Raw genomic sequence first — 25,259 nt, 5'->3', positions numbered from 1 at the left:
AGTCAGGAACACACCGAACACCAGGAGACACTGATGATCAGGAAGCGCACCGCTGTCCGCCTCGGCGCTGTCGTCGTCGCCGCCACCGCCGGCTTGGGCCTCAGCGCCGCGACGGCGTCGGCCAGTACCACCTACACGGCCAACGTCCCCGGTTGCGCCGGGGGCATGGTGGTCACGTTCGCCGACGGGCACGACCACGTGCAGGGCTACGCGACCTCCACCACCGGCGACGGCTGCAGCGTGGTGCTCACGCAGTCGAACGGCGGGCGCTCGAGCAACTGGACCAGCATCCCTCACGACACGGCCTGGACCGCGAAGCTCCTGGACGCCGGAATCACCTCGTACGTCGTCGTGTGCAACCTGGACTCCCGCCGGTGCGCCACCAGCGCCTCGTACTGACAGGCCTCGCCGGTTCCGTCCTGGCCCCGCCTCGGGGGACCGGACCATGACGGGACCGGCGGCACGTCCCGGAGCCGAACCGCCCCGGGTACCGCCGCCGAGCCCGGGAGGAGGACGCCGCCCGCGTCCTGACCGACGGCCCCGGCCGACGAGGCCGGACGCCCGGGCAGGCGCGGGTCGGCGGGTGGTTCAGGACCGGCGGCGCAGGCGGCGGGCGAGGAGGACCGCGCCGGTGCCGAGGGCGGCGAGTGCCGCGGCGGTGGCGGCCGTGATGCCGTCGGACTGGGCGCCGGTGGCGGCGAGTTCACCCGTGACGGGGGCGGCCGGGGCGGGGACGGGCGCCGTGTCGGTGGCCGGCTCGGTGTCGGTGGCAGGCTTCGCCTGAGTGCCGGGCTTGGTGCCGGTGCCGGTGCCGGGCTCGGCGCCGGTGGACTTGTCGGCGCTCGTGCCGGTGCTCTTCTCGGTGTTCTTGTCGGTGTTCTTCTCGGGGGCGACGACGTTGACGGTGGTGCCCTGGCCGCAGTTGGTGGTCCCGCGGAACGGGGCTCCTTCGTTGACGAAGACGCACGGGCTGATCTGGGTCGCGCCCGGCGGCGTGGCCGCGTCGTAGGAGACCCGCACCCGGGTCACCGTGGTCTTCCTCGCCGCGATGGAGGAGTCGCGGCCCTGGAGGTAGACGCCGGGCTTGTCGTCCGGGATCTGGTCGGAGACCTTCTGCAGGGTGGTCCACGAGCCGTCGGCCTTGCGGACCTGGACGGTGGCGTGAGGGTCGACGAAGAGCACGTTGCCGAGGTTGACGTACGCGGAGGGGGTGGGGTTGGCCAGTACCGCGTCGAACTCGATCGGCTCCCCGCCGGCGACCGCCGTGGCCGGCACGTGGGCGAGTGAGCTGCCGATGGAGTCGACCTTGATCGTCTTGACCTCATCGGCCAGGTTCTCCCCCGATCCCGGCACGGTCAGGCGGGAGTCCAGGGTGATGGAGCGGAAGCCGCCATTGGTCGCGCCGTCGTGCGGCAGGCCCATCGGGGCGCCGATGCGCAGGTCCAGCTTCACGGTCTTGCCGGCCGCGACCGTGATGGCGCCGGTCGCGCCGTCGTAGGTGGCCTCGTAGAGCCCGGCGTGGAAGCCCAGCGGGACGGACTTCCACGCGCCGTCCGCCGGGTCCTTGTAGTCGATCGTGATCGCGTGCGGCGGTGTGCCGGCCTCGGTGGTGGTCTGCAGGAGGAGCGCGAAGGCGGTGTCCTCGGTGCCGGTGTTGGCGAGGGTCTCGGTGAACGCGACCGGCTGCCCGGCGAAGCCGACCGCCGCCGGCGCCTGGACGGTCAGTGTCCCCTTGTGCGTGTCGTGCGGCGCACCCTCGGCGAAGGCCGCCTGCGCCGGCAGCGCGAGCGTGCCGCCGAGCGCGGCGACACCGAGCGCGGCCGCGACGGAGACGGCGTGGCGGGAGCGGGAGCGGCGGATACGGGTGGTGGACATGGTTCCCCCTGGAAGCAACTTTGTTGTGGGCATGACGAACATGGGGTTCGGCTACGCCGGAAGCGGATGAACGATCGAGTGGAAGATCGAGCGGCCGGGGCGGGCCCGTGACCCTGCCGGACCACGGACGCAGAGAGATCGCCCCCGCCTGCGGAAGGTGGCCCCCTTCCGCGCCTCTCACTTGTACAGACGTGCGGCACCCGCCCGGGTTGCAGGCGGGTTCGAAGAATTTTTCCCGGTGGACCCGCCGGCCACCGTCTCGGCCGCCCGGACCTCTCCGCACGGGCTCACCGCCTTGCTGATCCCGACGTCAGGAGCCGAGCGTCCGGACCGGACGTCGCGACGCTGTCGGCTCACTGATCCGCGGTGTTCAGCCGACGGGCCCGATCGTCGCGTGGGGCCCTACCGCCGGTTCGAGCAGCGACAGTGTCCGCTGCTGCGCGTCGAGGCGGACGCGGATGCCGACCGGCATCGGCAGGTTCGGGCCGGCGTGCCCGAACTCGACGTTGCCCAGGACCGGGATGTCCCGGTCGCCGAGGGCGTCGAGGACGATCTCGGGCAGGGTCGGGGACGCGCCGGGCTCGAGTCCGCTGATCTCGCGCGGAACGCCCACGACCATGCCGGAGATCCGGTCGAGGATGCCGCCGTGCCGCAGCACCTGCAGGTAGCTCCACACGTGCGATGCCAGGCCGCCCATCTCCTCCCAGAACAGCACCGCACCGTCGAACCGTTCGAGGGGCAGCGCGAAACGCGTCGCCTGCGCCAGCACGATGCGATTGATCACCCCGCCGATCAGCCGGCCCTCGGCACGGCCAGGACGCCAGCACTCCCACGACGCACTCGCAGGCAGCGCACCGATCGCCTCGGTACCGGTCAGCAGCCTGGAGTACAGCCTCTCGAGTTCCGCCCGGCGCGCCACGGGCGCGCGCTGCCAGTGTCCGCCGAAGCCGGGGACGGCCATGTCGGCGTGGAACCCGACCAGACCGGTGCACGCATAGAGCGCCAGATGCAGCAGCGAGATGTCGCTGTAGCCGAGGATCGGCTTGGGGTCGGCCCTGACCGCCTCGACATCGATCAGGTCGAGGTAGCCGAGCGCCGTCTGACCGCCGTCACTCGCGACGATCGCACGCACCTCAGGATCACGGAGAAGGCCGTTGAACTCCCCGGCGATCTCGGCCGGCGTTGCCGCGCTCCACCAGTGGTGCCGTCCTGCTTGGAGCAGCGGAGCCCGACGCACGCGGAACCCCATCCGCTCGAGCACGACCACCGCCTGCTCGACGTTGGGCTCATGAGCGGCCGGCAGCGGACCGGACAGCGCGGCGATGACAACGAGATCTCCGGGCCTCAGGGCGCGCGGTCGAAGCAGTTGCGGCAGTGCGGAACCAGTCATGGCGCCAGTGTCGCCGGTGCCACCGGCAGGGTCACCCGACTTTCGCCGCTCGTCGGCCCCAGAGCCGGGGCAGGGGCCCGCGGCTGTCCGATTGGCCCACGGAACCGGGTGCCCGATTGGATACCCCGCGGGGGCATCGTGCTGGCTAGTGTCGAGGCACGCGCTGCGCCGCCAGGCGCATGCCAAACGGGAGGGAAACAACCATGCGCAAGATCGTCATCGGGCTGGCCGCCACCGGCCTGCTCCTTGCCGGCACCGTCGCCACCGCCGGCACCGCCAACGCCGCGGGGTCTCGCTGCGGTGAGTGGAGCACCAGCGAGCCGCTGCTGAAGGTCGGTGCCACCGGCGATGCCGTACGGGAGCTTCAGTGCGAGCTGAACTACTCGATCAACCCCGACAAGCACGCCAAGATCACCGTCGACGGGGTGTTCGGCCAGGACACCCTCAACTCCGTCTACTTCTTCCAGAAGTGCATGGGATACCTCCAGGTGGACGGCCAGGTCGGCTCGCAGACCTGGGGGGCGCTGGACTGGTGGAGCTCTGTGAACGCCTACCCCAACTGCTGAGGTAGCCGGTAGGGACAGCGTCAGGGGCAGGGCATCCGCTGATGCCCTGCCCCCGACGCCGTTGGGGTCGGTGTCGGCCCTCGACGGGAAGTGAGCCCGCGCGGGCGGCGGCGACGAAGGCCCGCCAGGAGGCGGCGGTGTTCGGTTTCGCAGACCGCTGCACGACGGGCGACGCCAGCGGAAACGGATACCCTCCGGCGAGAACGGGTGGCTGCTGGGAGTGGACGTGAACATCGAGGGGATGCTGGACCGGCTCGGTGCGGTGATCGGGCCGCCGCCTGTGGGCGGGGTGGTCCCGGTCCCGTGGGAGCTGGGGCCCGAGACGCTCGGTTTCCAACTACCCGCGGACTACCGGGCGTTCGCCGACCGGTACGGGATGGTCAGCATCAGCGACGAGCTGCGCCTCTACACACCATCGGCAGCGCCCAGTCCCGAGACCGGGCAGCCGCTCGGCTTCGAGGGATTCCTGTACAACGAGATCGCGCTCGCCGTCGCGGGTTCGGGCACCGTGGGTCAGTCCGTTGCGGATCAACCGTTCGGCCGCGAGGCGAGCGAACTGGCCGGCCCAGGCGTGGTGCTCCCGTAGGTGGCCTTCGGCCAGCACCACCTCCCGGGCGCGGCTGCGGCCGACCCGGCTGAGCCGGCTCGCTTCGGTCGCCGGCCGGTCACGCAGCGCGGCCGGGTGGAGCTCGGCCTCCCTCGCCCGGCCTGGTGCTCGTGCGTGGCGGTGCCCGCCGTCCGCTGCCGGACGCGGGTTTGTCCGGCTGCTGGGGGAACCCCCGTCCGCGTGGCGCGTGGACCCCCTGGTGTCAGCTGCCCCGTCTCACATGGTTTTGACCGTCCGTCAAGTGATCCTGACTGGTTGCCTGGCGCCCCGCGCTCGGCGCCGCCCAGGCGTCGGGATAATGATCTTGATTGGTCGGTGGTGCTGAGCGAGGGGTGGGCGGGTGCGGATCAACGTTCTGGGGGCGCTACAGGTCGTCCGGGGTGAGGACGGGACGGCCCTCGAGATCGGCGGAGCGCGGCTTCGGCTGCTGCTGCTCCGGCTGACGCTCGATCCAGGGCGTGTGGTCACCCGGGAGCGTCTGGTGGACGACCTCTGGGGGGACGCCCCGCCGGAGGAGCCGGCCGGTGCCCTGCAGTCCCTGGTCTCCCGGCTCCGTCGGGTGTTGGGGACCGATCGGTCCGTGGTCGGCTCGCACCCCGCCGGGTACCTGCTCGACCTGCCCCGGGCGAGCGTGGACGCCTGGGACTTCGAGCAGCGGGTGGCGGCGGGGCGGGCTGCGCTGGCGGCGGGCGGGTTCACCGAGGCGATCGCGCTGTTGGGCGGGGCGCTGGAACTGTGGCGCGGGGCACCGTTCGCGGACGGCGAGGGCGCCGGGTTCACCGCGGCGCCGGCGGCCCGGCTGGCGGAGCTGCGGCTGTCGGCGGTCGAGGACCGGGCCGACGCCCTGCTCGCCCTTGGCGAGGTCGGCACGCTGCCGCGGCTGGTCGCCGAGCTCACCGGGCTCTGCGTCACCCACCCGCTGCGCGAGCGGGCCGCCGTCAGGCTGATGCGCGCGCTCCACGCGGACGGACAGCAGGCCGCGGCGCTGGAGGTGTTCGAACGGACCCGGCGGGCGCTGGCCGAGGAGCTGGGCGCCGACCCGTCCGCCGAACTGCGGGATGCTCACCTGCGGGTACTGTCCGGCGCACAGTCGCCTCCGCCGAGGCCGGCCCCCGTTTCCACCGGGAACCCCGTCGGCCGTGCGGCACTGCCGACCTGGCTCACCGCTCTGATCGGCCGCGACGAGGCACTGACGGCGGTCCGGGAGCGCCTGCGTTGCTCCCGCCTGGTCACCCTGACCGGGCCGGGCGGTGTCGGCAAGACCCGGCTGGCGGTCGCGGCCGTGGCGACCGCGCCGCCCGCGACGGACGTCCGGCTCGCCGAACTCGCGGGTGCCGACGGCCCGGACGCGGTGGCCCGGGTCGTGCTGGCAGCCGTCTGTCGACCGGCGGAGGCCGGGGTGCTGGCGGGCGGCCTGCCCGCCGGCGATCAGTCCGGGGACCCCGTCGAGCGGATCGTCCGGGCCCTGGAGGGGCGTGACGTCCTGCTCGTCCTGGACAACTGCGAGCACCTGATCGAGGATGCGGCCCTGCTGGCGCACCGCCTGCTGGCCGCCGCGCCCCGGCTCAGCGTGCTGGCCACCAGCCGCGAACCGCTCGGTGTCCCAGGCGAGGTGCTCTGGCCGGTGGCGCCGCTCGCCGTACCCGCACCCGGCTCCACCGCACAGGAGGCGCTCGCACACCCGGCCGTCGCCCTCTTCGTCGAGCGGGCCGCCGCGGCCCGTCCCGGATTCGCCCTGGACCACGACACCGTCGAGCCGGTCGTCCGGATCTGCCGGGAGCTGGACGGCCTGCCGCTGGCCCTCGAACTGGCGGCGGCCCGGCTGCGCGCCCTGAACCCCGGTCAGGTCGCGGCGCGGCTGCACGACCGGCTCCGGCTGCTGGACCGGGGCTCCCGCACCGGCCCCGACCGGCACCGCACGCTGCGCGCCGTCGTCGACTGGAGCTGGGAGCTGCTGGACGAGGACGAGCGCGTCCTGCTGCGACGGCTCTCGGTGTTCGCCGGCGGGGCGACGCTCCCCGACGCGCACCTGGTCTGCGCCGGCGACTGGCCGCACGGGCCGGCGCCCGACCCGACGGCCGTCGAGGACCTGCTGTCCTCCCTGGTCGACAAGTCCCTGGTCGACAGATCCCTGTTCGACAGGTCCCTGACCGACATGTCCCTGGTCGCGGCCGTCGACCGGGAGCCGGGGCTGGTGCGGTACCGGCTGCTGGAGACGGTCCGCGCGTACGCCGCAGAACGGCTCGTCGAGGCCGGCGAGGACGGCCCGACCGGCGCCGCCCACCTGCGCCGTTTCGTCGAGCTCGCCGAGAACGCCGAACCCCTGCTCCGGACGGGCCGTCAGATCTCCCTGATGGCCCGGCTCGACGCGGAACAGGGCAACCTGGACGCGGCGCTGCGCCGGGCGGTCGCTGTCGGCCCGCCGGAACACGCCCTGCGGCTGACGGCCGCCCGGGCCTGGCCCTGGCTGATGCGCGGTCAGGGCCGTGAGGCCGGTGCGTGGACGTCCGCCGTCTTCGCTGCGCACGGCTTCGGCGCGCCGCCCGGTCTGGAGCAGGCACACGCCCTGTGCGTGATCCTGGCGCAGCTCACCTCCCCGTTCCGGGAGCCCGGCGACACCGTGATCCCGCCGGAGGCGATGGGCGGGGCGTTGGTCGCGGCGCAGCGGGCCGAGCACCCCGTCGCCCTGGCCGCCGCACTGCTGCTCGCCATGGCGGGGCCGCCGGACGCAGTGGGCGCCACGGCGCAGCGGTACGGCGAGCACCCGGACCGGTGGATACGGGCCGCCGCCCATCTGGTGCTGGGCCGGATCGAGTTGGGCGCGGGCCGGATCGGGCGCGCCGAGCACTGTCTGCGGACCGCCGTGGACGGATTCCGTGTCCTGGGCGACCGCTGGGGCCTGGCCCTGGCGCTGGTCACTCTGGCCGCGCTGCTGTCGGTCACCGGCGCGGCCGAGGAGGCGCTCGCGGCGCTGGCGGAGGCCGGTGAACGGGATGCCGAGATGGGGGGTTCCGGCGAGGCGCCGCTGTCGCTGCTGCTGTCGGGCCGGCTGCGGGCGCGCTGCGGCGAACCGGCCGCAGCCCGAGTGGACCTGGAGCGCGCGCTGGCCGCCGCCGAACGTGACCGGGACCGGCATCTGCAGGCCGCCGTCGGCTACGCGCTCGGTGAACTCGCCCGGCGCACCGGCGACTTGGCGACGGCGCTGGACCGCCAGCAGGAGACACTGCGGCGGCTGGAGCGGCTGCCCGCGACCGGCCCCGGTGCCCCGGCGCGGCTGCACCTGCTGGCCCTGCTGCACACCGGCCTGGCCCGGACCGAGCAGCGGCGCGGCGCGCCGGACGCGGCCGACCCGCTGCACCGCCGTGCCCTGGAACTTGCCGCGGACAGCGGCGACCAGCCGGTGCGGGCGGACGTCCTGGAGGGGTACGCCGAGTACTGCCTCGCGCTCGGCCAGGCGGCGCGCGGTGCGGCGGCTCTGGGCGCGGCGTACGGCCTGCGCGGGGCCCATGACGTGGGCGACCCGGAACTGCGGGCCATCCTGGACGGCTGCGCCGAGGCCCTCGGCGAGTCCGGTTTCCGGGCCGCCTGGGAATGCGGCCGGGCGTTGTCGCGACCGGAGTCGCTACTCCTGGAGGCCGGCTGACCGGCTCTCCGGAGCGCGTCCGGCGCGCCACCCTGGGTGGGTGGCGCGACAGGGCGGATGTGCGATCAGCCGCTGAACGGCGGCTGGGTGGGTGCGCAGACCGTGCCGGAGGCGGGGAGGGCGCCGTCGATCAGGTAGCGGGTCTCGTGCCGGGCGGCGCAGTCGCTGGGGTTGGCCAGCACGGTGTGGCCGTAGCCGTCGACGGTCAGCAGCTGCGCGCGGGCGAGCGAGCGGGCCATCGCGTGGGACCCTTCGTACGGCATGGCCGGGTCGCCGGTGTTGGCGACCACCAGGATCGGCCGGGCGGTCGGGTGGTTCCAGGGGCCGTCGTAGCGGTCGCGGTCCCGGGCGGGCCAGTCGGCGCAGCGCTCGTCGGTCCAGGCGAAGTACGGGCCGGCCTCGCCGGAGCGGGCCCGGGCGTACGCGGCCAGGGCCGGGTAGTCGGCCCGGGCGGGCGGGTAGGCACTGTCCGAACAGGCCACCGCGAGCGCCTGGTCCGGCGACCGGTGGAGGACGGGCGGCAGCGGGGTGCCCGGCGGGGCCGGGGCCTCGGTGGCGGCCCACAGCGCCTGGAGGGTTGCGCCGAGCCGGGTCCAGCCCGTGCCGGGCAGGTTCGGGACGGGGTTGGCGGCGTAGAGCGAGAGGATCGTCGCCTCCACGGCCGAGCCGGCGGTGAAGGTCACGCCGCCGACCGCGACCGGCCGGGTGCGCAGCCGCTGGAGCAGCTCGCCGTACCTGGCCCGGGTGGCGGCAGCCGTTCCGGCGGAGAAGGAGCAGGTCCGGGGGCCGGCCTGGCCGCACTGGTCGAGGAAGGCGTCGAGGACGCGGTCGGCGGCCACGTCGCTGCCGTTGCGCAGCAGGGGGCCCGTGGTGGTGGCCTGGTTTCCGTGGCCGGTCGACCAGGCCACCGGGTCCGGGGCGCTGTCGAGGACCATGGCGCGAACCCGGCCGGGGAACAGGTTGGCGTAGGTGGCGCCGAGGTAGCTGCCGTACGAGGTGCCCAGGTAGGTGAGCTGCCGGTCGCCGACCGCCCGGCGGAGCAGGTCCATGTCGCGGGCCACGTTGGCGGTGGAGATGTGCGCCAGCAGGGCGGGGTTGCGGGCCGCGCACTGCCGGGCGAGGCGCTGGTAGGCGTCGGCCCAGGCGTTCTGTTGGTCCGCGCCCTCGGGGTAGCCGGCGGCCGTGCCGGCCAGCAGGGCCTGCTCGTCGGCCGGGTCGTCGAAGCACTGGACGGGTGCGCTGCCGCCGGTGCCGCGCGGGTCGAAGCTGACGATGTCGAAGCGCTTGAGCACCTCCTCGGGGAACTGGCCGAGCATCAGGGGCAGAGCCACGGTGCCGGCCACGGCAGGGCCTCCCGGGTTGTAGAACAGCGAGCCGATCCGATGGGCCGGGTCGCCAGCCGGGTGCCGGATGACGGCGAGGTCGATCCCGGCGCCGCGCGGATCGTGGTGGTCGAGCGGGACGCGGGCGGTCGCGCACTCGAAGCCGTCCGTGCACGTCGCCCAGGCGAGTCGCGGTACCGGGGCGGTGTCCGGCGCGGCCACGGCGGTCCCTGGACACACCGCGGCCAGGAGCGCGGCCGCGGCGGCTCCCGCGCCGAGCCGCCACGAGGCCACCGACCGTCGGACTGCAGCACGGGAAGCCCTGGGCCGGCGTGGGTCTGCCGGGGGGCTGGTGGGAGGGGAGGTGCGAGTCACGTGAGTGCCCTTTCGTCAACGGGCCGGACAGTCGCGCGCTCCTGTGTCGCGGCGTACCGCCCGGCACATCCGACAGTTCCGCACCTCACTGGCAGAGCGCTGGCATCCCGCTGGCAGCGGCTCGGGCACCGTCCGCCAGGGCGGTGGCAGGGCGGGGCAGGGCGGTGGCCACCGCCTACGCCCTGGCAGCCGCGCTGCCCCCACCCGGAGACCCCCGGCCGCCCTGCCTGCCCTCCTCACTCGCGAGGACGACCCTGTGACACGTACCTGCCTGGTTCTGGCGATCGGCCAACTCGCCTGGGAAGAAGGCAATCCGGCAGCCTCCACCAGTGGCCGGTGGTTCGGCGGCTATTGCCGGCCCAGGGGTGGCTGCCCCTGCCGAGTCGTTGAGCCGCTGGTCTGGCGCAGTCCGAGCCGCACCGCGCGTTCGACCGGTGTGTACGCGCCATCGGTGCGGTCGAGGTCGAGCGGGGCGGCCGAGTACAGCGGAGGCTGAGCGAGGAACCTCGCCTGGGTGCCGCGGTTGGGCTGGGCGGCGTGGATCAGGAACGGGTGGCAGAGGTAGACGTCTCCGGCTCGCCCGGTGGCGAGCGCCGGCGGGCGGTCAGGGGCATCAAGCTTGCCCGCGGTGTCCATGGTCCGGCAGAGCTCCATCCCGTCGATACCGCGTTCGCCCGCCGGCTCCAGGAAGGCGGGAACGTCCAGGTGCGAGCCGACCTTGATCCGGGTCGGCCCGTGGTCGGCGTCGACGTCCGAGAACAGGAACAGCATCAGCAACGCCCGCTCACGGGAGCGGAGGTTGAGCCAGTAGCCGGTCTCCCCCTCTGGCGTGTAACTGGCATCCATGTGCCACCCGGTGTCGCCGGGATCGTCAGGGTGCGGAAAGCGAATGGGAAAAGTGCCCAGGCCGATACGCGGCAACCAGCGGCCCGGGCCGACCAGTTGGTCGAACGCACCGTGCAGGCGCTCGGTGGTCGCGGCGCGCTGGAACGGCGCCTGCGCGTATCCCCACAGCCTGACCACCGGTTGGGTCCAGGTGGCGGGATCGTCCGGATCAAGACCGGTCTCGCGCCACAGGAACGCCCGGCACTCATCGGCCAGCGACCGGGAGAATGCCTCTTCGAGGTGGATGAAGCCATCGGAAACGAATCGGTCGATCTGATCCGACGTCAGAACATCTCGCATGCTGCTACTTTCCATCGCAGTCGGTGGACGGCTAGTGGGTTTCCGGTGCCGCGCAGACCGGCGCTGCATGGCACCGCCGACCCGTTCGGCCACGTCCGGGAGCCGGCCGGGTGTCCGGCCGGTCGCCGCTTGTTCCGGTCAGGATGTCGGTGCCCGGCCGACGTGCCGGTCGGCGAGGTCGACGCCCGGGGCGCGGCCGTGCTCGTCCTCGGGGTCACGGTCGACCAGGCCCGCGTAGTGCTCGAGCGCGAATCGGACGATGGCATGGCTGCCGGGGATGCCCTGCGGCCCGGCGTTGGAGGCGGACACGACGGCGAAGTCGCGTTCCGGCGCCAGGAGCAGTTCGACGAACTGACCGAAGGCCGAGCCGCCTTGCCAGACGGTGCGTACCTGATCGATATCGCGCAGGACCCAGCAGGTCCCGATCGCGTCGGCGAGTGCGCTGGAGCGCACGGTGCCGGGTGGTTCCCTCATCTGCCGCAGCGAGTCGGCGGGGAGCAGGCGTTCGCCACGCTGCGTCCGACCGTCGCCGAGATGGAACCGTGCCCAGCGCAACAGGTCGGCAGGCGAGGAGGACAGGCCCCCTCCGGGGCTGTTCGCGCGGGTTCCGTTCCGGCGTCGCGAGACCGCCGACTTTCTTTCTGCGTCTGTTGTGTGTCCGGCGGCGAAGCGCCACCTCGGCACGTCGCCGGATGCGAAGAGGGAGTCTTCGAGTCCTAGGGGGTCGAGGACGAACTCGGCGATGGCTTGCTCGTAGGGCATCCCGCTGACCTTCTCGATCACCCGTCCGAGCAGGTTGTAGCCGGCCTGACTGCAGGAGGCCCGCTCCTCGGGTGCTGCCAGGAGCGGCAGGTCTATCCGCCGGGCCACCTCGGCGGCCAGGGCGTCGTCGCCCTCCGCGGTGTCGAGGACCGGGCCGCGGTCCGGTCCGGCCGTGTGGTTGAGCAGGTCCGACACGGTCGTCTGCACGGCGGCCTGCTCGTCGGCGAGCCGCAGCTGCGGCACGTAGCGGCGCACCGGCGAGCCGAGGTCGACCAGCCCGTCCTCGACCAGCCACATCAGGGCGGTCGCGGTGAACGTCTTCGTCACGGACCCCAGGGCGAACACGGTGTCCCGGGTGACCGGCAGGGGGTCGTCGACACTCGTCACACCGTGGCAGGCGAAGGTCTCCTGGCCGTTCGCCCACACCGCCACGGCGACACCGGGGATCCCGGACCCGGTCGCGGTGGCCTCGACGAAACCGGCCAACGCACTGTCGGGCGGCGCCAGGCCGGCATCGCCCCCTGTCGTGCCAGTGTCGTTCACGGTCATCTCTTCCTCCTCGGGTGGCTGGTCCAACCGGGCCTGCGCCTCGGACACACCGGGGCGGCGCAGGTCGTAGCACCAACGCTAGGAGGGGTGACGGTGAGTCGACCCGACCCTTCGAGGAGCGCTTTGGTCGGGTCGAAGGGGCCGGGAGGGGTATAGGTCAGGCCGGGCGGTTCACGGCGGCGAGCCGCTGCCGCGAAGCCTCGTACAGCACGGCGGTCGCGGCGTTCGCCGCGTTCAGAGAGCTCGCCGAGCCGCTCATCGGAATGCTGACCGTGTGGTCGCACAACTCCCGCCAAGCGCTGCTCAGCCCTGACGTCTCGTTGCCGATCAGCAGCAGCACCGGCTGGGTGAAGTCGAAGTCGAAGACGTCGCAGTCACCCTTCTCGTCGGTGCCGACCAGGGCGATCGGCTGCCCCTCGGCCCGCTGCTCGCCGACCCAGGCCATCACGTCGTCGGGCGACGGCACGCGCACGGCGGGCAGTGCGAACAGGGATCCCGTACTGGCCCGAACCGCCCTGGGGTCGTATACGTCTGCGGCATGGCCCGAGACGATGAGCCCGTGCGCACCGAAGGCGTCCGCGGACCGGATGATGCTGCCGATGTTGCCGGGGCTGGTCGGCCGGTCGAACAGGACACCCAGGAAGCTGTTCCCGGCCCGTCGCAGCCGACTCAGATCGTCGGCCGGCATCTCCACCACGGCGACCATTTCCGGCGCGCTCTCGTTCTTCTCCCCCAGATCCGCCAGCATCTCGGGTGCCATGGCGATCTGTTCGGCGTCGAGCGTCCGCAGCAGTTCCTGCGCCCATCGGGACAGCTTCCGCTTGCAGTCGAAGATCAACGCCCGGACGGGCCAGCCGTACTGGACCGCCAAGGAGATCGGACGTACGCCCTGGACCAGGAACTCTCCCGCCCGCGTCCGCTTGTTGCGGTTGCCGAGCAGTGATTCCCACTGCTGGAAGCGCGCGTTGCGCGACATGATCCGCTGAATCGCCGGCACCTGACCCCCCAAGTCGACCGCCATCTGCAGTGCGCTCCACCCCGACGGAGTCCGCACCAGCACCTCTCGACACACTACACCCCGCAAGATCATGACCGGCCCGTGGCGGCGAGTGCGCAGAAGCAGTGCTGACGGCAACTCAGACCCTGAACTCGCGTGCGTCGCCCGTCGATGCCGACCGCTGCGGGCGAAGTCGCCGACATGCTGCGGCCACGGGAGAGAAGCACGACAGTGCGTGTCTGTTGCCGTTTCGATCCTGAGAGGTGGCGGCCGAGCGGAGGTCTCGGACGGGTGACTGCGACGGCTGCCGAGCACGAGCGCAGGGCCTCTTGGTACTCCCAGTGGTGTCGAAGCCGACGAGCGCTCCAGGAGGCGCTGTTGTCCCATCGGTACGCCGCCGGGGGAGGGGTCGGATGAATCTGAACCGTTCAGTTCAATTGATCAACCAGACGGTTCAGTCTTGACTCTGAACTGGATCGTGTAGTTCAGTTGGGGCATGACGACGACTCAGCTCGCCGCGGCCCAGGCCGCCCCCGTCCGTTCGACCACCACCGTCCGTTCGACCACCACCGTCATCGATCCCGTGCACACCTTCGAGGGCGCCGGTTTCCCCGTCCGCCGCCCGTTCCCGGTGGCCGAGCTCCCGATGCTCGACCCGTTCCTGATGGTCGACCAGACCGGTCCGCTGCTGCTGGCCCCCGGCGAGGCCAAGGGTGCCCCCGCCCACCCGCACCGCGGGTTCGAGGCGGTCTCCTACCTCATCGAGGGCTCGATGGACTGGGCCGACTCGACCGGCCGGCGCGGCACCAGCGTCGCCGGCGAGGTCGAGTGGCTCACCGCCGGTGCCGGCATCGTCCACTCCAACGAGCCGACCGCCGAACTGCTCGCCCACGGCGGCCGCCAGCACATGCTCCAGATCTGGGTGAACCTGCCCGCCCGGCTGAAGGACCTCCCGGCCCGCAGCCAGAACCAGGGGCCCGACACCATCCCGGTGGTGCACACCGAGGACGGCAGCCGGGTCAAGGTGATCGCGGGCCGCAGCCACGGCGTGGCCGGACCCTTCGAGACGCACCTGCCGGTCCTGCTCGCGCACGCCGTGCTGGCCGCCGGCGGGCGGGCCGAATTCACCGTGCCGGTCGGCCACAACGCCGCCGTCTACGTGCTCTCCGGCGCCGTCGAACTGCCCGACGCGCCGCTGGCGGACGGCCAACTCGCCGTACTGGCGCACGACGGCGAGCGGATCGCCGTCGCCGCGCCGGACGGCCCGGCCGAGGTACTGGTCCTGGCCGGCGAGCCGATCGGCGAGCCGGTGGCCCGCGGCGGCCCGTTCGTGATGAACACCGCGGCCGAGCTCCGGCAGGCCCAACTCGACTTCTCGAACGGAAAGTTCGGGAGGATCCCGGCGTGAGTCCGGGAGTGCTGGACACGGCGGCAGGGGCGGGCACGCGCTCGGCGCAGCCGCCGACGGGCAGCGCCGGCCGGGGCGTACAGGGGTCGCTCCGGACCGGCTTGCTGCTCGCGGCGGTCGCCGCCCCAGGAGCGGCCGGACTCTCCAGTCCGAGCCTCGTCCTGCCCGCCATCGCGCGGGAGCTGCACACCAGCCCCGACTCCGCCGCCTGGCTGATGAGCGGCTACGGGCTCGGCATGATGCTCGGCACCCCGCTGCTCACCGGCACTGCCGGGCGGCGCGGCCCCCGGGCGCTGCTGCTCGCCTCCGCGGGGGCGCTGCTGCTCGGCGTGCTGGTCACGCTCGCCGCCGGGGCGGCCCTCGGCCCGCTGGTCGCCGGGCGCGCTCTGCTGGCGGTCGGCGCCGCCGGATTCAACGTGGCCGCCTTCCAGCTGGCCGCGCGCCAACCGGACGGACGGACCTCCGGGGTCGTCGCGATCGGCAGCGCGGCGGGCGGCACTGCCGGGCTGTTCATCGGCGCGGCGGTGGCGGCCGGGCTGGGCTGGCGGGCCTGCCTGCTGCTGCCGGTGCTGACCTTCGCGGTGCTGCCGGCCGCACTGCGCGGGTGCGCCGGACCGGAGCCGGCGCCGGGCACGGGTGCGGAGGCGGAGGCGGCCCGGGGCATGGGTGCGGGTGTGGGTGTGGGTGTGGAGCCGGCGCGGGGCGCGGGCGCGGGTGCGGCGTGCCGCTCGTTCCTCGGCCTGGACGCCCTGGCGGTGCCGCGCTTCCGGGCCGTCGCGGCGGTGATGCTGGTCCTGGCGACCGTCAACTTCGGCCTGGTGTACGGCGCGCCCCGGCGGGCCGCCGCGCTGACCGGCTGGAGCGCCGTCCAGACCGGCGCCGTCGGCTCGCTCGCCACCCTGACCGGCGCGCTGCTCTCCTGGTCGCTGGTGCGCGCCGCGCCCCGGCTGGGCCTGCGGCGGACCACCGGACTGCTTGTCGGCGTCTCGTTCGCCGCACTCGCGCTCGCCGCGTTCGGCCCCTGGACGCCGCTGGTGCTGCTGGGCGCCGGGGCCAGCGCCTGCGTCACCGCGGGCGGCCAGGGCGTCCTGACCGGCGCCGCCGCCGAGGCCGTGGCGCCGCAGCGGCGGTCGGAGGCGATCGGGCTGTTCAACCTGGTGTTCCTGCTCGGGGCGGCGCTCGGCCCGCAGCTGGCGGTGTTCGGCGAGCGGATCGCCGGGCTGGGCCCGTACGTCGCCTCGCTGGTGCACTGACCGGACGCGCCGCCGAGTGCCGCCGGGTCGCCCGTACACCGGCCGGAGTGCCGGCGGAGTCGCCGCCGGGCCGGGCGCCAGGAGTACCGACCGAACCGTTCAGTTTCCTATGCTGGTCCGTACCGTCTCCCCCCGAGCACCCCGAGGAGAACCCCGATGGCCGCCGACAGCCCCCAGCCGACCGACGAGTTCGGCATCCCGATCATCCCGAGCCCGGTCGACGCCGCCCAGCGGCGCCGGCAGGCGATCATCGACGCGGCCCTGGCCGAGTTCCTGAAGGAGGGCTACTCCGCCGCCTCGATGGACGCCATCACCGCGCGCTCCGGTGTCTCCAAGGCGACCATCTACAAGCACTTCGGGAACAAGGAACGGCTCTTCCTCGCGGTGATCGGCGGCATACTGCCCACCACCTACGAGGACCTCAAGCCGTGGAACTCCACCATCGCCGAGGCCGACGACCTGCGCTCCGCACTGATCACGCTCACCCTCGACTGGACCCGCATCCTGCTGCGCCCCGACATCATGTCGCTGCGCCGGCTGGTGATCGGCGAGATCGACCGCTTCCCGCAGCTGGGCCAGCTCTGGTACCGGGTCAGCTACGACATGAACAACGGCCCGCTGATCGAGGCCTTCGCCGAACTGGACCGCCGCGGCGTGCTCGCCGTGGAGGACCCGGCGCTGGCCGTGCAGCAGCTGGTCGCCTGCACGGTGGGCGTGCCGCAGCTGGTGCGGACGTTCAGCCCGGAGGCCGAACTGGACGAGGCCGAGATGCACCGGATGATCAGCTCCGGGGTCGACTTGTTCCTGGCACGGTACGCGCGGGAGCAGTGACCACGGCGACGGCGGGCCCGGCGGCCAGCCGGCGACGGCGCCGCCGCAGCCCGGCCACCAGCAGCAGCACCGCCGTCCACGCGCCGGTGCAGAGCACCTGGCTGCGGCTGCCCGGGTCCACCAGCATGAACACCAGCACCCCGGCCATCGCCGCCAGCGCCAGGTAGCCCAGGTACGGGAAGCCCCGCATCGGGGCCGCCTGCTGCGGCCCGCGCTGCTGCTCCGGCCAGTGCTCCTGCTGCGGCCCGTCCGTGCGCTGCGGCCGGCCGTGCAGCCGCAGGTGGGAGGCGGCGATCAGGATCCAGACCACCAGGATCGCCGTCCCGATCGAGTTCAGCAGGAACGGGAAGACGGTCCGCGGCCACAGCAGGCTGAGCACCACCGACGCGAAGCCGAACGCGGCCGAGGCGAGCACGGCGCGGCCGGTGCCGGTCGGGGCAGCCGAGGTGCCGGCCGCGTCGGCCGAGCCGTCGCCGCCGCGGTCGGCCGACCGGCCGCGGCGGGTCAGCAGACGTGGGGCGTCGCCGCGGGCGGCGAGGGCGTGCAGCATCCGCGAGGAGCCGTAGATGTTGGCGTTCATCGCTGACAGCAGGGCCACCAGCACGACGGCGTTCATCAGCTGCGCCGCGCCCGGCACCCCGATCCGGCCGATCGCCGCCGCGTACGGGCCGCCGGCGACCGCCGGGTCGTCCCACGGCACCACGGCGACGATCACCGCCATCGAGCCGATGTAGAACAGCGCCACCCGCCACAGCACCGTGCGCACCGCCCGGCGCACCGCGGCCACCGGGTCCTCGCACTCGGCGGCGGCGATGGTCACCGTCTCCAGCCCGCCGTACGCGAACACCGCCGCGATGGTGCCCACCGCGACCCCGTGCCAGCCGTGCGGCAGCAGGCCGCCGTGCGCGGTCAGGTTCTCCGCGGCCGGCGTCCGGCCGGTGAGCACGGCGGCGGCGCCGAGCAGGATGAACGCGCAGATCGAGGCCGCCTTCACCCCGGCGAACCAGAACTCCAGCTCGCCGAAGTGCCGCACACCCGCCAGATTCGTCCCGGTGAACAGCGCCATGAACGCCGCCACCCACACCCAGGCCGGCACCTGCGGCAGCCATCCCGCCACGATCCGGGACGCCCCGATCGCCTCCGCGGCCACGCTCACCACCAGCAGCGCCCAGTACATCCAGCCGGCCAGCAGCCCGGCCCACGGCCCCCAGGCGCGGGTGGCGTGCGCGGCGAACGACCCGGAGCCGGGGCGGGCGGCGGACATCTCGCCGAGCATCCGCATGACCAGCACCGTGAGCACCCCGGCCACCACGTACGACACCACGATCCCGGGCCCCGCCGCGGCGATCCCGACGCCGGAGCCGACGAACAGCCCGGCTCCGATCGCACCACCCAGCGCGATCATGGCAATGTGGCGCTGTCTCAGCCCACGACTGACCGACCGGTCCTCGGACATCACGTCTCCCCCCGTTGTGATCCAACCGGGGGAGATCCTGGCCCCGACCGCCCGTCGTGATCAAGTCCTCCGGCCGGTCCGACCGAGGCGTGGACACCCGTCGACCGGAGTGCGGGACGGCCGTCGGCCCGGCCCCGGGGTGAAATTCCCCAGCCTGCCGGTGCCTCGCCACGCGCCGGCGAAGGCCGGCTGACCACCGCGGCCGATCAGCGGCCCGTCACCGCACGTGTGAGGGGCCGGATCGCTCATCCGAAGCTCGTGCCCCGGGACCAGACGTGCTGGACCGTTCGATAGTCGATCACGGCTATGTCCTCCTGGTGGAGAACATCACGGGCTTGCTGCGAAGTCAGGAACTCGTAGTCCGTCCGACGCACGGGCCGGCCACCGTCGACGGCCTGCGACTCCTCGTCGCCCAGACTGGGATGCACCGCCCACTCATTGAGTCCAGCCGGCAGGTCGCGCAGCAGTCGAACGAATCCGGCCGTCTTTCCTTCGATGCTCAGGGAGAAGCTGTCCAGGAAGTCGTTGTCGGTGACCGGAAGCCCGCGTTCGCGCATCGTCCGGCGCCCTGGTTCGAGCCAGACCCGGACCGCGAGGCCGTACTCCGCGGCCAGCACGACGGTCAGGTCGAGGATGTCGTCGCGGCCGCCATCGGCCAGGCAATGGAAGTCCAGGTGGGTCGGCGTGAGCCCGGCGTCGGCGACGGCGTTGATCTGGGCGCGGAACTCGAGTTCGATCTCATCGAGTCGGGCCTGGCCGAGCAAGGCCGCCCGTCCGGCGGGCGACGGCGAGAACAGCTCGCCTGCGTGGTCCAGCAGTGAGGGGACTCGTTCCTTGGCGGTCAGCGGCCCCCACGGGAAGCCGGGCATCTCGCACACCAGGGTGAGGTGGATTCCGAACGGGATCCGAGGGCGTCGGCTGAGCATCTCCATGGCCTGCGGCGCCGCGGGACACGGGACCATCAGGCTGCACGAACTCGCGATGCCCTCTTCGATCGACTCGATCACCGCCGCGTTGATCGCCGGATACATCCCGAAGTCATCGCAGTTGACGATCAACAGCCGCGCACCAGGTGGGTACCCCAGTAACTGACTCGACTGCTCCGCAGGCGCGACGGCCGCGGGATTGGTGGTTTCATCCATGTCCGCAGTCTGAGACCCAGCCGGAGGTCACGCACCGGAATATGCCTGCCCCGAGGCGACACCACCGTCAACTCTCGTGAACATCCACGAGCTTGCCGATCACCAACTGACGAGCGAGCCGTCCTTCACCGACGCCGCCGGCACCGCCGCCCGGGCGGCGGTGCCAGGCTCCTACTCGGCCCAGTTCAGCGAACTGCGGAGGCGCGTTCTCTCGATGCCGCGTCAGGCGGCTGCCTCAGCTGACTCCGGTGACGAAGTGCGGCGCCCGCGCGAAGAGTGCCAGGTGCGCCAGGTGCGCCAGAGAAACACCGGCCAGGCAATTGCTGCCGCCAGACCGCCAACGGCAAAGGCCGTCACCAGCAGGTAGGAAGAACCGCCCCCCGTTGAAAAGACTCCGCCAGGGGCACCGGAGTCCAGTGCTGCGGCCGTCCCGCCGATCCGCATGGAATCCGGTCCGTCGTAAAGGAGGACGTCCGTGCGCGTGGAAGCGCCGTCCGCCGCCTTCCAGCCGCCGTAGAAGTCGCAGGACCCGTGGCTGCAGGACTCCCGGACGGCAGTGAACGTCCCGACGACTCCGCTGCCGCTCTGCGCCTTCCAGGCCGGTACGAGATCAGGCGCGGCCTTGGCAATGCCGACGAAGGCTATGAAGGGCAAGCCGATCCAGAGGAATATCGACATGCGCCAGTGACGCTTTGCGGGGGAATCGCTCATGATCGTGGAGCCTACGATGGGGGCCGGTTTTCGTAAAACCCTTTCAGTCGCGCAACTCGCGCAACTCCCCCCCAAAAAAGGCATATTTCGCCCTTCGTATTCATGGCGATGAGGCCAGCCTCACTCGGGTACCTCGCCCTGAATACCGTCCCGCAACGACGGTGTGGACTTCACATCTCCTCGGCAACGGCTGGAGCAGCATGACGGCGAGCCGACCCGGCCCCGGGTGCCCGGGACCGGCGGCGTCGTGACCCGGGTGAACGGGCGTGGCAGGCGTGCCGCGCTACCTACGGGAGGCGCGAACCGCGCCAATGACGATCGCGATCGGGAAGGACACCAGGAAGAGCGTCACCGCAGGCCAGAGCGGATCGCCGTTGACGACTGCGTTCATGAGCGTGCGGACACCGGCACTGATGGCATGCATGCGCGTATCGTAGCGCCACCGCCGCCCCGGCCCTGGCGGAGCGCCAGGGCCGGGGCGGCGGTGTGAGCCGGTGCCCGCCGTGGTGACGAAGGGGCCGTCCGGGGCGGCCCGTTGCAGGGGCAGGATGGTCTTGCCATCCGTGATGCGTCCGTCGCGGACCATGGCGAGGGCGCCGGCGAAGGGAAGTTCGAGGACCTCGATGTCCTTGCCGTCCTCCTCGAGGCCGCCGCCCTTTCCGGTGCGGTGGGCCTGGGTGTAGGGGCGGCGTAGAAGTGCAGCCGCTCGGTGACCGAGCCGGGCCGCGCCGCGGCGGCCCGCACCACACCGAGGGCCTCGATCCGGTGCAGCTCCAGGTACAGGGTCGCGTGCTCAGTCCCGATTGCCGAGGACAACGCTGTCGGCGACCTTCCGTGGGGTCGGTTGGTGGGCCTGGTGGAGTTGCCCGGGAGCGACTGGTCGGGCCGGCGTGCTATTTTTTGTGAGCAGTCGTTCAACTACGGAGGTTTCGGTGGGCCGCAGACAGCTCTGGGATCAGGCGGAGGTACTGGCCTCCGCCATGCGACTGTTCCGCCACCGGGGTTACCTCGGCGCCTCGCTGCGGGACATCGAGGAGGCGACCGGGCTGCACCCGGGCAGCCTGTACCGGGTCTTCGAAAGCAAGGACGGCCTGTTCCGCGCTGCCCTGGACGCCTACAACGACCAGGTGGTGCAGGGCCGGGTCCGGGTCCACCTCCTGGAACCGACTGACCCCGTGGCGGGCATCCGGTCGTTCTTCACCTCGGCGTTCGAGACCGGCCTCGATCCCGATCCGGGCTGTCTGCTCACCAACACCGCCGTGGAGTCCTTCACCGTTCCACAGGCCACCGCCGGAGTGCGCCGAGGGCTGGACGTGATCGAGTCCGGCTTCGCCGACGCGCTGACGCGGGCCCGCGCCCTGGGCCTGCTGTCGGCGGATCTGGACGTCGAGGTGTCGGCAGCCCGGCTGCTGGCGCTCTATCAGGGGCTCCTGGTGCTGGTCAGAGCCGGCACGCCCCACACGAAACTGCACACCATCACCGATGGCGCGATCGCGTCGATCGGCCCCATGAAAGAGGGACAGCGATGAGTGACTCACAGCAGCTCTGGACGAACTATGCCGCGTGCTGGTCGGCCGACCCCGGCGAGCGGCTCGCCGCCCTTCGCACGGTCGCGGTCGAAGACGTCGCCTACCGGGACCCGGGCACGGAGGTCAGCGGGCTGACCGAGCTGGCCGCCTACATGACCGGATTCGCAGGAGCCTTCCCCGGGCACCGGTTCCGCATAGACGAGGTCCTCGACCACCACGACCGCTCGCTCGCACGGTGGACCCAGCTCGGCGAGCAGGACGAACCCGCCATGGCGGGCGTGAGCACCGCGCTCCACCGCGACGGCCGACTCGCCGACATCACCGGGTTCTTCCTCCCCGCGTGAGCGGATCTCGCAGCCTCGCCGAGTACGTCGCCGATCAACTGACGCCGCTCGGCGAGGTCACCATCCAGCGCTACTTCGGTGGCTGGGCACTGCGCAGCCACGGCAGGCAGTTCGCCATGGTGATGGACACCCTCTACCTCCGCGTCGACAGCGCGGCCCGCTCTTCCCACGCGAATTCCGGATCCAAGCCGTTCACCTACCACGCCGCAGGCCGCGAGGTGGTGGTGCACTCCTACTACAGCGTCCCGGTGGAGGCGATGGACGATCAGGCTGAGCTGTGCTCCCTGGCCCGCACGGCACTCCGCTGATCAGCCGATCCGTTGCTGTAACCCGCCTGGGATGTCTCAGGGAACGGCCCGTCCACTGTCGGCGGTTTCTAGGGATCGTTGCAACACGTGGTCGGTTTGATCAGGCGGCGAGCAGTTTATGCAGGCGCTCGGCTGGGGTTTCCCAGCCGAGCGTTTTGCGTGGGCGGCGGCCCCGATCCCGTTCCGCAACTTCGTCGCCCAGGCCCGCCTGCGGGTCAGCCGCGAGGAGATGTTCCAGGCACCCGCCGGTACACCGGACGGCACGCTCGACGGGACGCCGCTGACTCGCGAACAGGTCATCCGGACACTGGTCGAGCGCTCCTTCGACTCCTTCTCGGCGCAGGACCTCCCGGCCATGGGCGAGGCCTGGGAACGCCACGTCGCCGGTGATGCGGGCCTTCGAACCGGCCCGCTTCACCGGCGACGTGGTTCCTGCTCGCTCCGACCTCGGCGCTTGGCCGACCGGTAGGGATGGTCGGGCCGGGTGGGGCCGGCTCAGGTGTCGGTGTGCTGGGGCAGCAGCAGCTCGGCCAGCGTCCCGCCGCGGGGGGCCGGGGAGAGCTGGGCGGTGCCGCCGTGGAGTTCGGCAACCCAGCGGACGATGGCGAGGCCGGTGCCGGTGCCGGTGCTCGCGGGTCCGGTGACGCGGCGTTCGAAGACCCGGGCGCGGTCTTCGGCGGGGATGCCGGGGCCGTGGTCCCGGACGGTGATGCGTCCCGGGGTGACGCTCACGTCGACCGGGGTGCCGCCGCCGTGGCGCAGGGCGTTCTCGACGAGGTTGCGGACGGCCTGGGCGAGCAGTTCGGGGTCGCCGTTGACGATGGCGGCCTCGGTGGTCAGCGTGACGCCGGTGTGGTCGGGGAGTTCCTCGACGGTCTGTTCGACGAGCTGGTCGAGCCGTAGCGGGGTCAGCTCGATTTCCTGGGTGCCGGCTTCGACGCGGGCGCGGGCCAGCAGGCCGGTGACCAGGCGGCCCAGGCGGTCGACCAGTCGGACGGCCTCGTCCAGGGCTGCGGGTGCCCGGGTCGGCGTGGTGCTGCCGCCTTCGACCACCAGCCGCAGGGTGGCCAGCGGGGTGCGCAGTTCGTGTGCCGCCTCGGCGAGGAACTGTTCCTGCTGTTCGAGCCCCTGCAGGGCGGGTCGCATGGCCCGCCCGGACAGGAGGTGGCCGACCGCGGCGGCGGCCAGCACCAGGGCCGCGCAGCCCGCGGCCAGCCAGTGCAGCAGTCGGGTGTGGGCGGCCAGGCTCCGGGCGGGGTCGGCGCCGACCAGGACGGCGGCGCCGATCCTGTCGTTGTCCCAGACAGGGGCCGCGGCCCACTGGTATTCCCGGCCGTCGACGTCGGCGCTGACCAGGACGGTCTCCTGGTCGTGCTGGACCTGCTGCCAGATCTCGTCCAGCGCCGCCTGGCCGGGAAGGGCGGTGGGGGAGTCGCGGGCGTAGCGGATCTGCGGCCGGGCGTGTTCGGGTGCCTGGAGGACGCCGAGCATCTCGGCGCTGCGGGCCAGGTCGTCCTCCGACAGCGCGTCGAGGTGCAGGACGCCGCCGTCGTAGTACATCGTGCGGGCGAGCCCGTCCGCCCGGTGGCTGACGCCGTTGTCGAGTTCGTCCGTCCGGGACCGGCCGTCGGTGCGCACCGCGATGACGGCGAGCACCAGAAGGCAGGCGGCGGTGGTCGCGGCGAACAGCAGGGTCATCGCCCAGCGGGCGCGGTGCAGGCGTGCGACGGCGGGAGTGCGCGTTGTCACAGGCCCGGGGCCTGGTCGTCGATGCGGTAGCCGACACCGCGCACCGTCCGGATGAGTTCGGGCGGGCCCAGTTTGCGGCGCAGTTGGCCTATGAGGACGTCGACGACGTTGGAGAGCGGTTCGGCCTGCTCGTCCCAGCAGCGTTCGATGAGGTCGGTGCGGGTGACCACGTCGCCGGCCCGCAGCATCAGGACCTCCAGGACGGAGAACTCCTTCGCGGTGAGGGTGAGGAGCACGCCCGCTCGCCGTACCCGGCGGCGCGGCAGGTCGAGTTCCAGGTCGCCGACCCGCAGCTCGGGCAGCCGTGCGGGCTGGCCGCGACGGCACAGGGTCCGCACCCGGGCGCTGAGTTCGGCGAAGGCGAAGGGTTTGACGAGGTAGTCGTCGGCGCCGTGCTCGAAGCCGGCCACGCGGTCGGTGACCGCGTCCAGGGCTGTGAGCAGGAGGACCGGCAGGGTGGAGCCCCGCCTGCGCTGGGCGGCGAGGAGGGTGAGCGCGTCGCCGTCGGGCAGGATGCGGTCGGCGATGAGGCAGTCGTAGGTGTTGACCGCGAGCTTGAAGTCGGCGTCGGCGAGATCGCCGGCGAAGTCGACGGCGAAGCCGGCTTCGCGCAGGCCTCTGAGATGTGGTCAGCCATCCATGATCAGGCCGGTGGTGGCGAGGCATCCGTCGATGAGGTGAGGGCGGTACTGGAGTCTCTTCAGGCTGCGTTTGACGGCTCGGGCGAGTTGGTCGATGTCGGAGGCGGCGAGGTTGCCGATGGTGCGCTTGACCAGCGACCAGATGCCCTCTTGCGGGTTGAGGTCGGGAGCGTACGAGGGGAGTTGGAAGACGGTCAGCCAGTCCTTGTTCGCCTCGATGAACTCCTGCATCGGCGGCATCAGGTGGGCACGCAGGTTGTCCCACACGAGCACGATCGGACCGCCGAGCTGGATGTGCGCCCGGATGAGCAGGTCCCGGTAGTCCTGCCAGGTCAGGCCCTTCTTCTCGCCTTTGCGGCCCCGATAGACGTGGAAGCTGTAGAACATCCGCGAGCGCTGACCGGGTTTGTAGCAGCTCAGCCCCGCCATGGAGACCCGGCCGCCTCCTCGGCCGCGCACCCGAACCACGGGCGTGCAGCCGACCCGGCCCCAGGTCCGGGCGCGCGGCGGCCTCATCGACTGGTTCAGTCAAGATTTTCGTGATGCGGTGACGGAGCGTCATGCTGATCAGCTGACGTGCTCTGCCCGTACTCCGGTGCGCTGGTGACGCGCCGGT

Annotated in this window: 23 protein-coding genes and 2 pseudogenes; 11 read left to right on the top strand and 14 right to left on the bottom strand. The window is 72.4% G+C overall.

Features of this window, described 5'->3' with window-relative positions:
* The first annotated feature begins 33 nt into the window (after positions 1-33).
* Positions 34-399, top strand: a complete 366-nt coding sequence (locus ACZ52J_RS32645; protein WP_360502624.1) for a hypothetical protein — start codon at positions 34-36, stop codon at positions 397-399.
* A 189-nt stretch (positions 400-588) separates the two neighbouring features.
* Here the strand turns inward: ACZ52J_RS32645 and ACZ52J_RS32640 are convergent, their stop codons facing one another.
* Positions 589-1,875, bottom strand: a complete 1,287-nt coding sequence (locus ACZ52J_RS32640; RefSeq protein ID WP_465623868.1) for a hypothetical protein — start codon at positions 1,873-1,875, stop codon at positions 589-591.
* Between the two features lie 370 nt (positions 1,876-2,245).
* Complete coding sequence (locus ACZ52J_RS32635) at positions 2,246-3,265, bottom strand: S66 peptidase family protein (RefSeq protein WP_465623866.1); 1,020 nt, start codon at positions 3,263-3,265, stop codon at positions 2,246-2,248.
* Between the two features lie 203 nt (positions 3,266-3,468).
* Here ACZ52J_RS32635 and ACZ52J_RS32630 point away from each other — a divergent pair, with 203 nt between their 5' ends.
* From ACZ52J_RS32630 to ACZ52J_RS32620, 3 genes are all read left to right on the top strand, one after another.
* Positions 3,469-3,831 carry a peptidoglycan-binding domain-containing protein gene (locus tag ACZ52J_RS32630; RefSeq protein WP_465623865.1) on the top strand — a complete coding sequence of 121 codons (363 nt, stop codon included), beginning with the start codon at positions 3,469-3,471 and terminating at the stop codon, positions 3,829-3,831.
* Positions 3,832-4,057: 226 nt separating this feature from the next.
* Positions 4,058-4,417 carry a hypothetical protein gene (locus ACZ52J_RS32625; RefSeq protein WP_465623864.1) on the top strand — a complete coding sequence of 120 codons (360 nt, stop codon included), beginning with the start codon at positions 4,058-4,060 and terminating at the stop codon, positions 4,415-4,417.
* A 361-nt stretch (positions 4,418-4,778) separates the two neighbouring features.
* Positions 4,779-8,081, top strand: a complete 3,303-nt coding sequence (locus tag ACZ52J_RS32620) for an AfsR/SARP family transcriptional regulator (protein ID WP_465623862.1) — start codon at positions 4,779-4,781, stop codon at positions 8,079-8,081.
* A 65-nt stretch (positions 8,082-8,146) separates the two neighbouring features.
* Here the strand turns inward: ACZ52J_RS32620 and ACZ52J_RS32615 are convergent, their stop codons facing one another.
* From ACZ52J_RS32615 to ACZ52J_RS32600, 4 genes are all read right to left on the bottom strand, one after another.
* A complete protein-coding gene (locus tag ACZ52J_RS32615) occupies positions 8,147-9,625 on the bottom strand; it encodes an alpha/beta hydrolase (protein ID WP_465623860.1) in 1,479 nt (492 codons plus the stop codon).
* A gap of 501 nt (positions 9,626-10,126) precedes the next feature.
* A complete protein-coding gene (locus tag ACZ52J_RS32610) occupies positions 10,127-10,963 on the bottom strand; it encodes a phytanoyl-CoA dioxygenase family protein (protein WP_465623859.1) in 837 nt (278 codons plus the stop codon).
* 138 nt (positions 10,964-11,101) lie between these two features.
* Positions 11,102-12,274, bottom strand: a complete 1,173-nt coding sequence (locus tag ACZ52J_RS32605; protein WP_465623858.1) for a serine hydrolase domain-containing protein — start codon at positions 12,272-12,274, stop codon at positions 11,102-11,104.
* A gap of 157 nt (positions 12,275-12,431) precedes the next feature.
* Entirely contained in the window at positions 12,432-13,271 is an 840-nt protein-coding gene (locus ACZ52J_RS32600; protein ID WP_465623856.1) for a TrmH family RNA methyltransferase, read from the bottom strand.
* A gap of 496 nt (positions 13,272-13,767) precedes the next feature.
* Here ACZ52J_RS32600 and ACZ52J_RS32595 point away from each other — a divergent pair, with 496 nt between their 5' ends.
* From ACZ52J_RS32595 to ACZ52J_RS32585, 3 genes are all read left to right on the top strand, one after another.
* Positions 13,768-14,679, top strand: a complete 912-nt coding sequence (locus ACZ52J_RS32595) for a pirin family protein (protein WP_465623855.1) — start codon at positions 13,768-13,770, stop codon at positions 14,677-14,679.
* The gene (locus ACZ52J_RS32590; RefSeq protein WP_465623853.1) at positions 14,676-15,932 is read left to right on the top strand and encodes an MFS transporter; all 1,257 of its coding nucleotides are present in this window, start codon (positions 14,676-14,678) and stop codon (positions 15,930-15,932) included. Before ACZ52J_RS32595 ends, ACZ52J_RS32590 begins: the two co-directional genes overlap by 4 nt.
* Positions 15,933-16,088: 156 nt before the next feature.
* Positions 16,089-16,763, top strand: coding sequence for a TetR/AcrR family transcriptional regulator (locus ACZ52J_RS32585; protein ID WP_465623852.1), 675 nt, complete (start codon positions 16,089-16,091; stop codon positions 16,761-16,763).
* Here ACZ52J_RS32585 and ACZ52J_RS32580 read toward each other — a convergent pair.
* From ACZ52J_RS32580 to ACZ52J_RS32560, 5 genes and pseudogenes are all read right to left on the bottom strand, one after another.
* A complete protein-coding gene (locus ACZ52J_RS32580; protein WP_465623850.1) occupies positions 16,714-18,219 on the bottom strand; it encodes an amino acid permease in 1,506 nt (501 codons plus the stop codon). The genes ACZ52J_RS32585 and ACZ52J_RS32580 overlap by 50 nt on opposite strands.
* Positions 18,220-18,464: 245 nt before the next feature.
* Entirely contained in the window at positions 18,465-19,361 is an 897-nt protein-coding gene (locus tag ACZ52J_RS32575; RefSeq protein ID WP_465623849.1) for a polysaccharide deacetylase family protein, read from the bottom strand.
* Positions 19,362-19,583: 222 nt separating this feature from the next.
* Entirely contained in the window at positions 19,584-20,072 is a 489-nt protein-coding gene (locus ACZ52J_RS32570) for a hypothetical protein (RefSeq protein WP_465623848.1), read from the bottom strand.
* A gap of 283 nt (positions 20,073-20,355) precedes the next feature.
* Positions 20,356-20,496 carry a hypothetical protein gene (locus tag ACZ52J_RS32565; RefSeq protein ID WP_465624007.1) on the bottom strand — a complete coding sequence of 47 codons (141 nt, stop codon included), beginning with the start codon at positions 20,494-20,496 and terminating at the stop codon, positions 20,356-20,358.
* Between the two features lie 69 nt (positions 20,497-20,565).
* Positions 20,566-20,801, bottom strand: a pseudogene (locus ACZ52J_RS32560) (NUDIX hydrolase); the annotation flags it as partial.
* A gap of 203 nt (positions 20,802-21,004) precedes the next feature.
* Between ACZ52J_RS32560 and ACZ52J_RS32555 the strand changes: the two are divergent.
* The 4 genes from ACZ52J_RS32555 to ACZ52J_RS32540 all read left to right on the top strand — a co-directional run bounded on the left by ACZ52J_RS32555 (position 21,005) and on the right by ACZ52J_RS32540 (position 22,722).
* Entirely contained in the window at positions 21,005-21,601 is a 597-nt protein-coding gene (locus ACZ52J_RS32555) for a TetR/AcrR family transcriptional regulator (RefSeq protein WP_360502583.1), read from the top strand.
* Positions 21,598-21,945 carry a nuclear transport factor 2 family protein gene (locus tag ACZ52J_RS32550; RefSeq protein ID WP_465623846.1) on the top strand — a complete coding sequence of 116 codons (348 nt, stop codon included), beginning with the start codon at positions 21,598-21,600 and terminating at the stop codon, positions 21,943-21,945. Before ACZ52J_RS32555 ends, ACZ52J_RS32550 begins: the two co-directional genes overlap by 4 nt.
* Complete coding sequence (locus tag ACZ52J_RS32545) at positions 21,942-22,253, top strand: TfoX/Sxy family protein (protein WP_465623845.1); 312 nt, start codon at positions 21,942-21,944, stop codon at positions 22,251-22,253. Before ACZ52J_RS32550 ends, ACZ52J_RS32545 begins: the two co-directional genes overlap by 4 nt.
* Before the next feature lie 118 nt (positions 22,254-22,371).
* Positions 22,372-22,722: a hypothetical protein gene (locus tag ACZ52J_RS32540; protein ID WP_465623843.1), complete on the top strand. Its 351-nt coding sequence runs from the start codon at positions 22,372-22,374 to the stop codon at positions 22,720-22,722.
* Positions 22,723-22,748: 26 nt separating this feature from the next.
* Here ACZ52J_RS32540 and ACZ52J_RS32535 read toward each other — a convergent pair whose 3' ends face one another.
* The 3 genes and pseudogenes from ACZ52J_RS32535 to ACZ52J_RS32525 all read right to left on the bottom strand — a co-directional run.
* Positions 22,749-24,002 (bottom strand): sensor histidine kinase, encoded by a 1,254-nt coding sequence (locus ACZ52J_RS32535; protein ID WP_465623842.1) that lies wholly within the window; start codon positions 24,000-24,002, stop codon positions 22,749-22,751.
* Positions 23,999-24,616 carry a winged helix-turn-helix domain-containing protein gene (locus tag ACZ52J_RS32530; protein WP_465624002.1) on the bottom strand — a complete coding sequence of 206 codons (618 nt, stop codon included), beginning with the start codon at positions 24,614-24,616 and terminating at the stop codon, positions 23,999-24,001. The genes ACZ52J_RS32535 and ACZ52J_RS32530 overlap by 4 nt, the downstream gene beginning before the upstream one ends.
* 15 nt (positions 24,617-24,631) lie before the next feature.
* Positions 24,632-25,165: pseudogene (locus ACZ52J_RS32525) on the bottom strand (transposase); the annotation flags it as partial.
* Between the last annotated feature and the right edge of the window lie 94 nt (positions 25,166-25,259).

The organism is Kitasatospora sp. NPDC034035 (assembly GCF_055575755.1).
The sequence above is the reverse complement of the archived record's forward strand: the minus strand, read 5'-3'. Positions and strand labels throughout refer to the sequence as shown.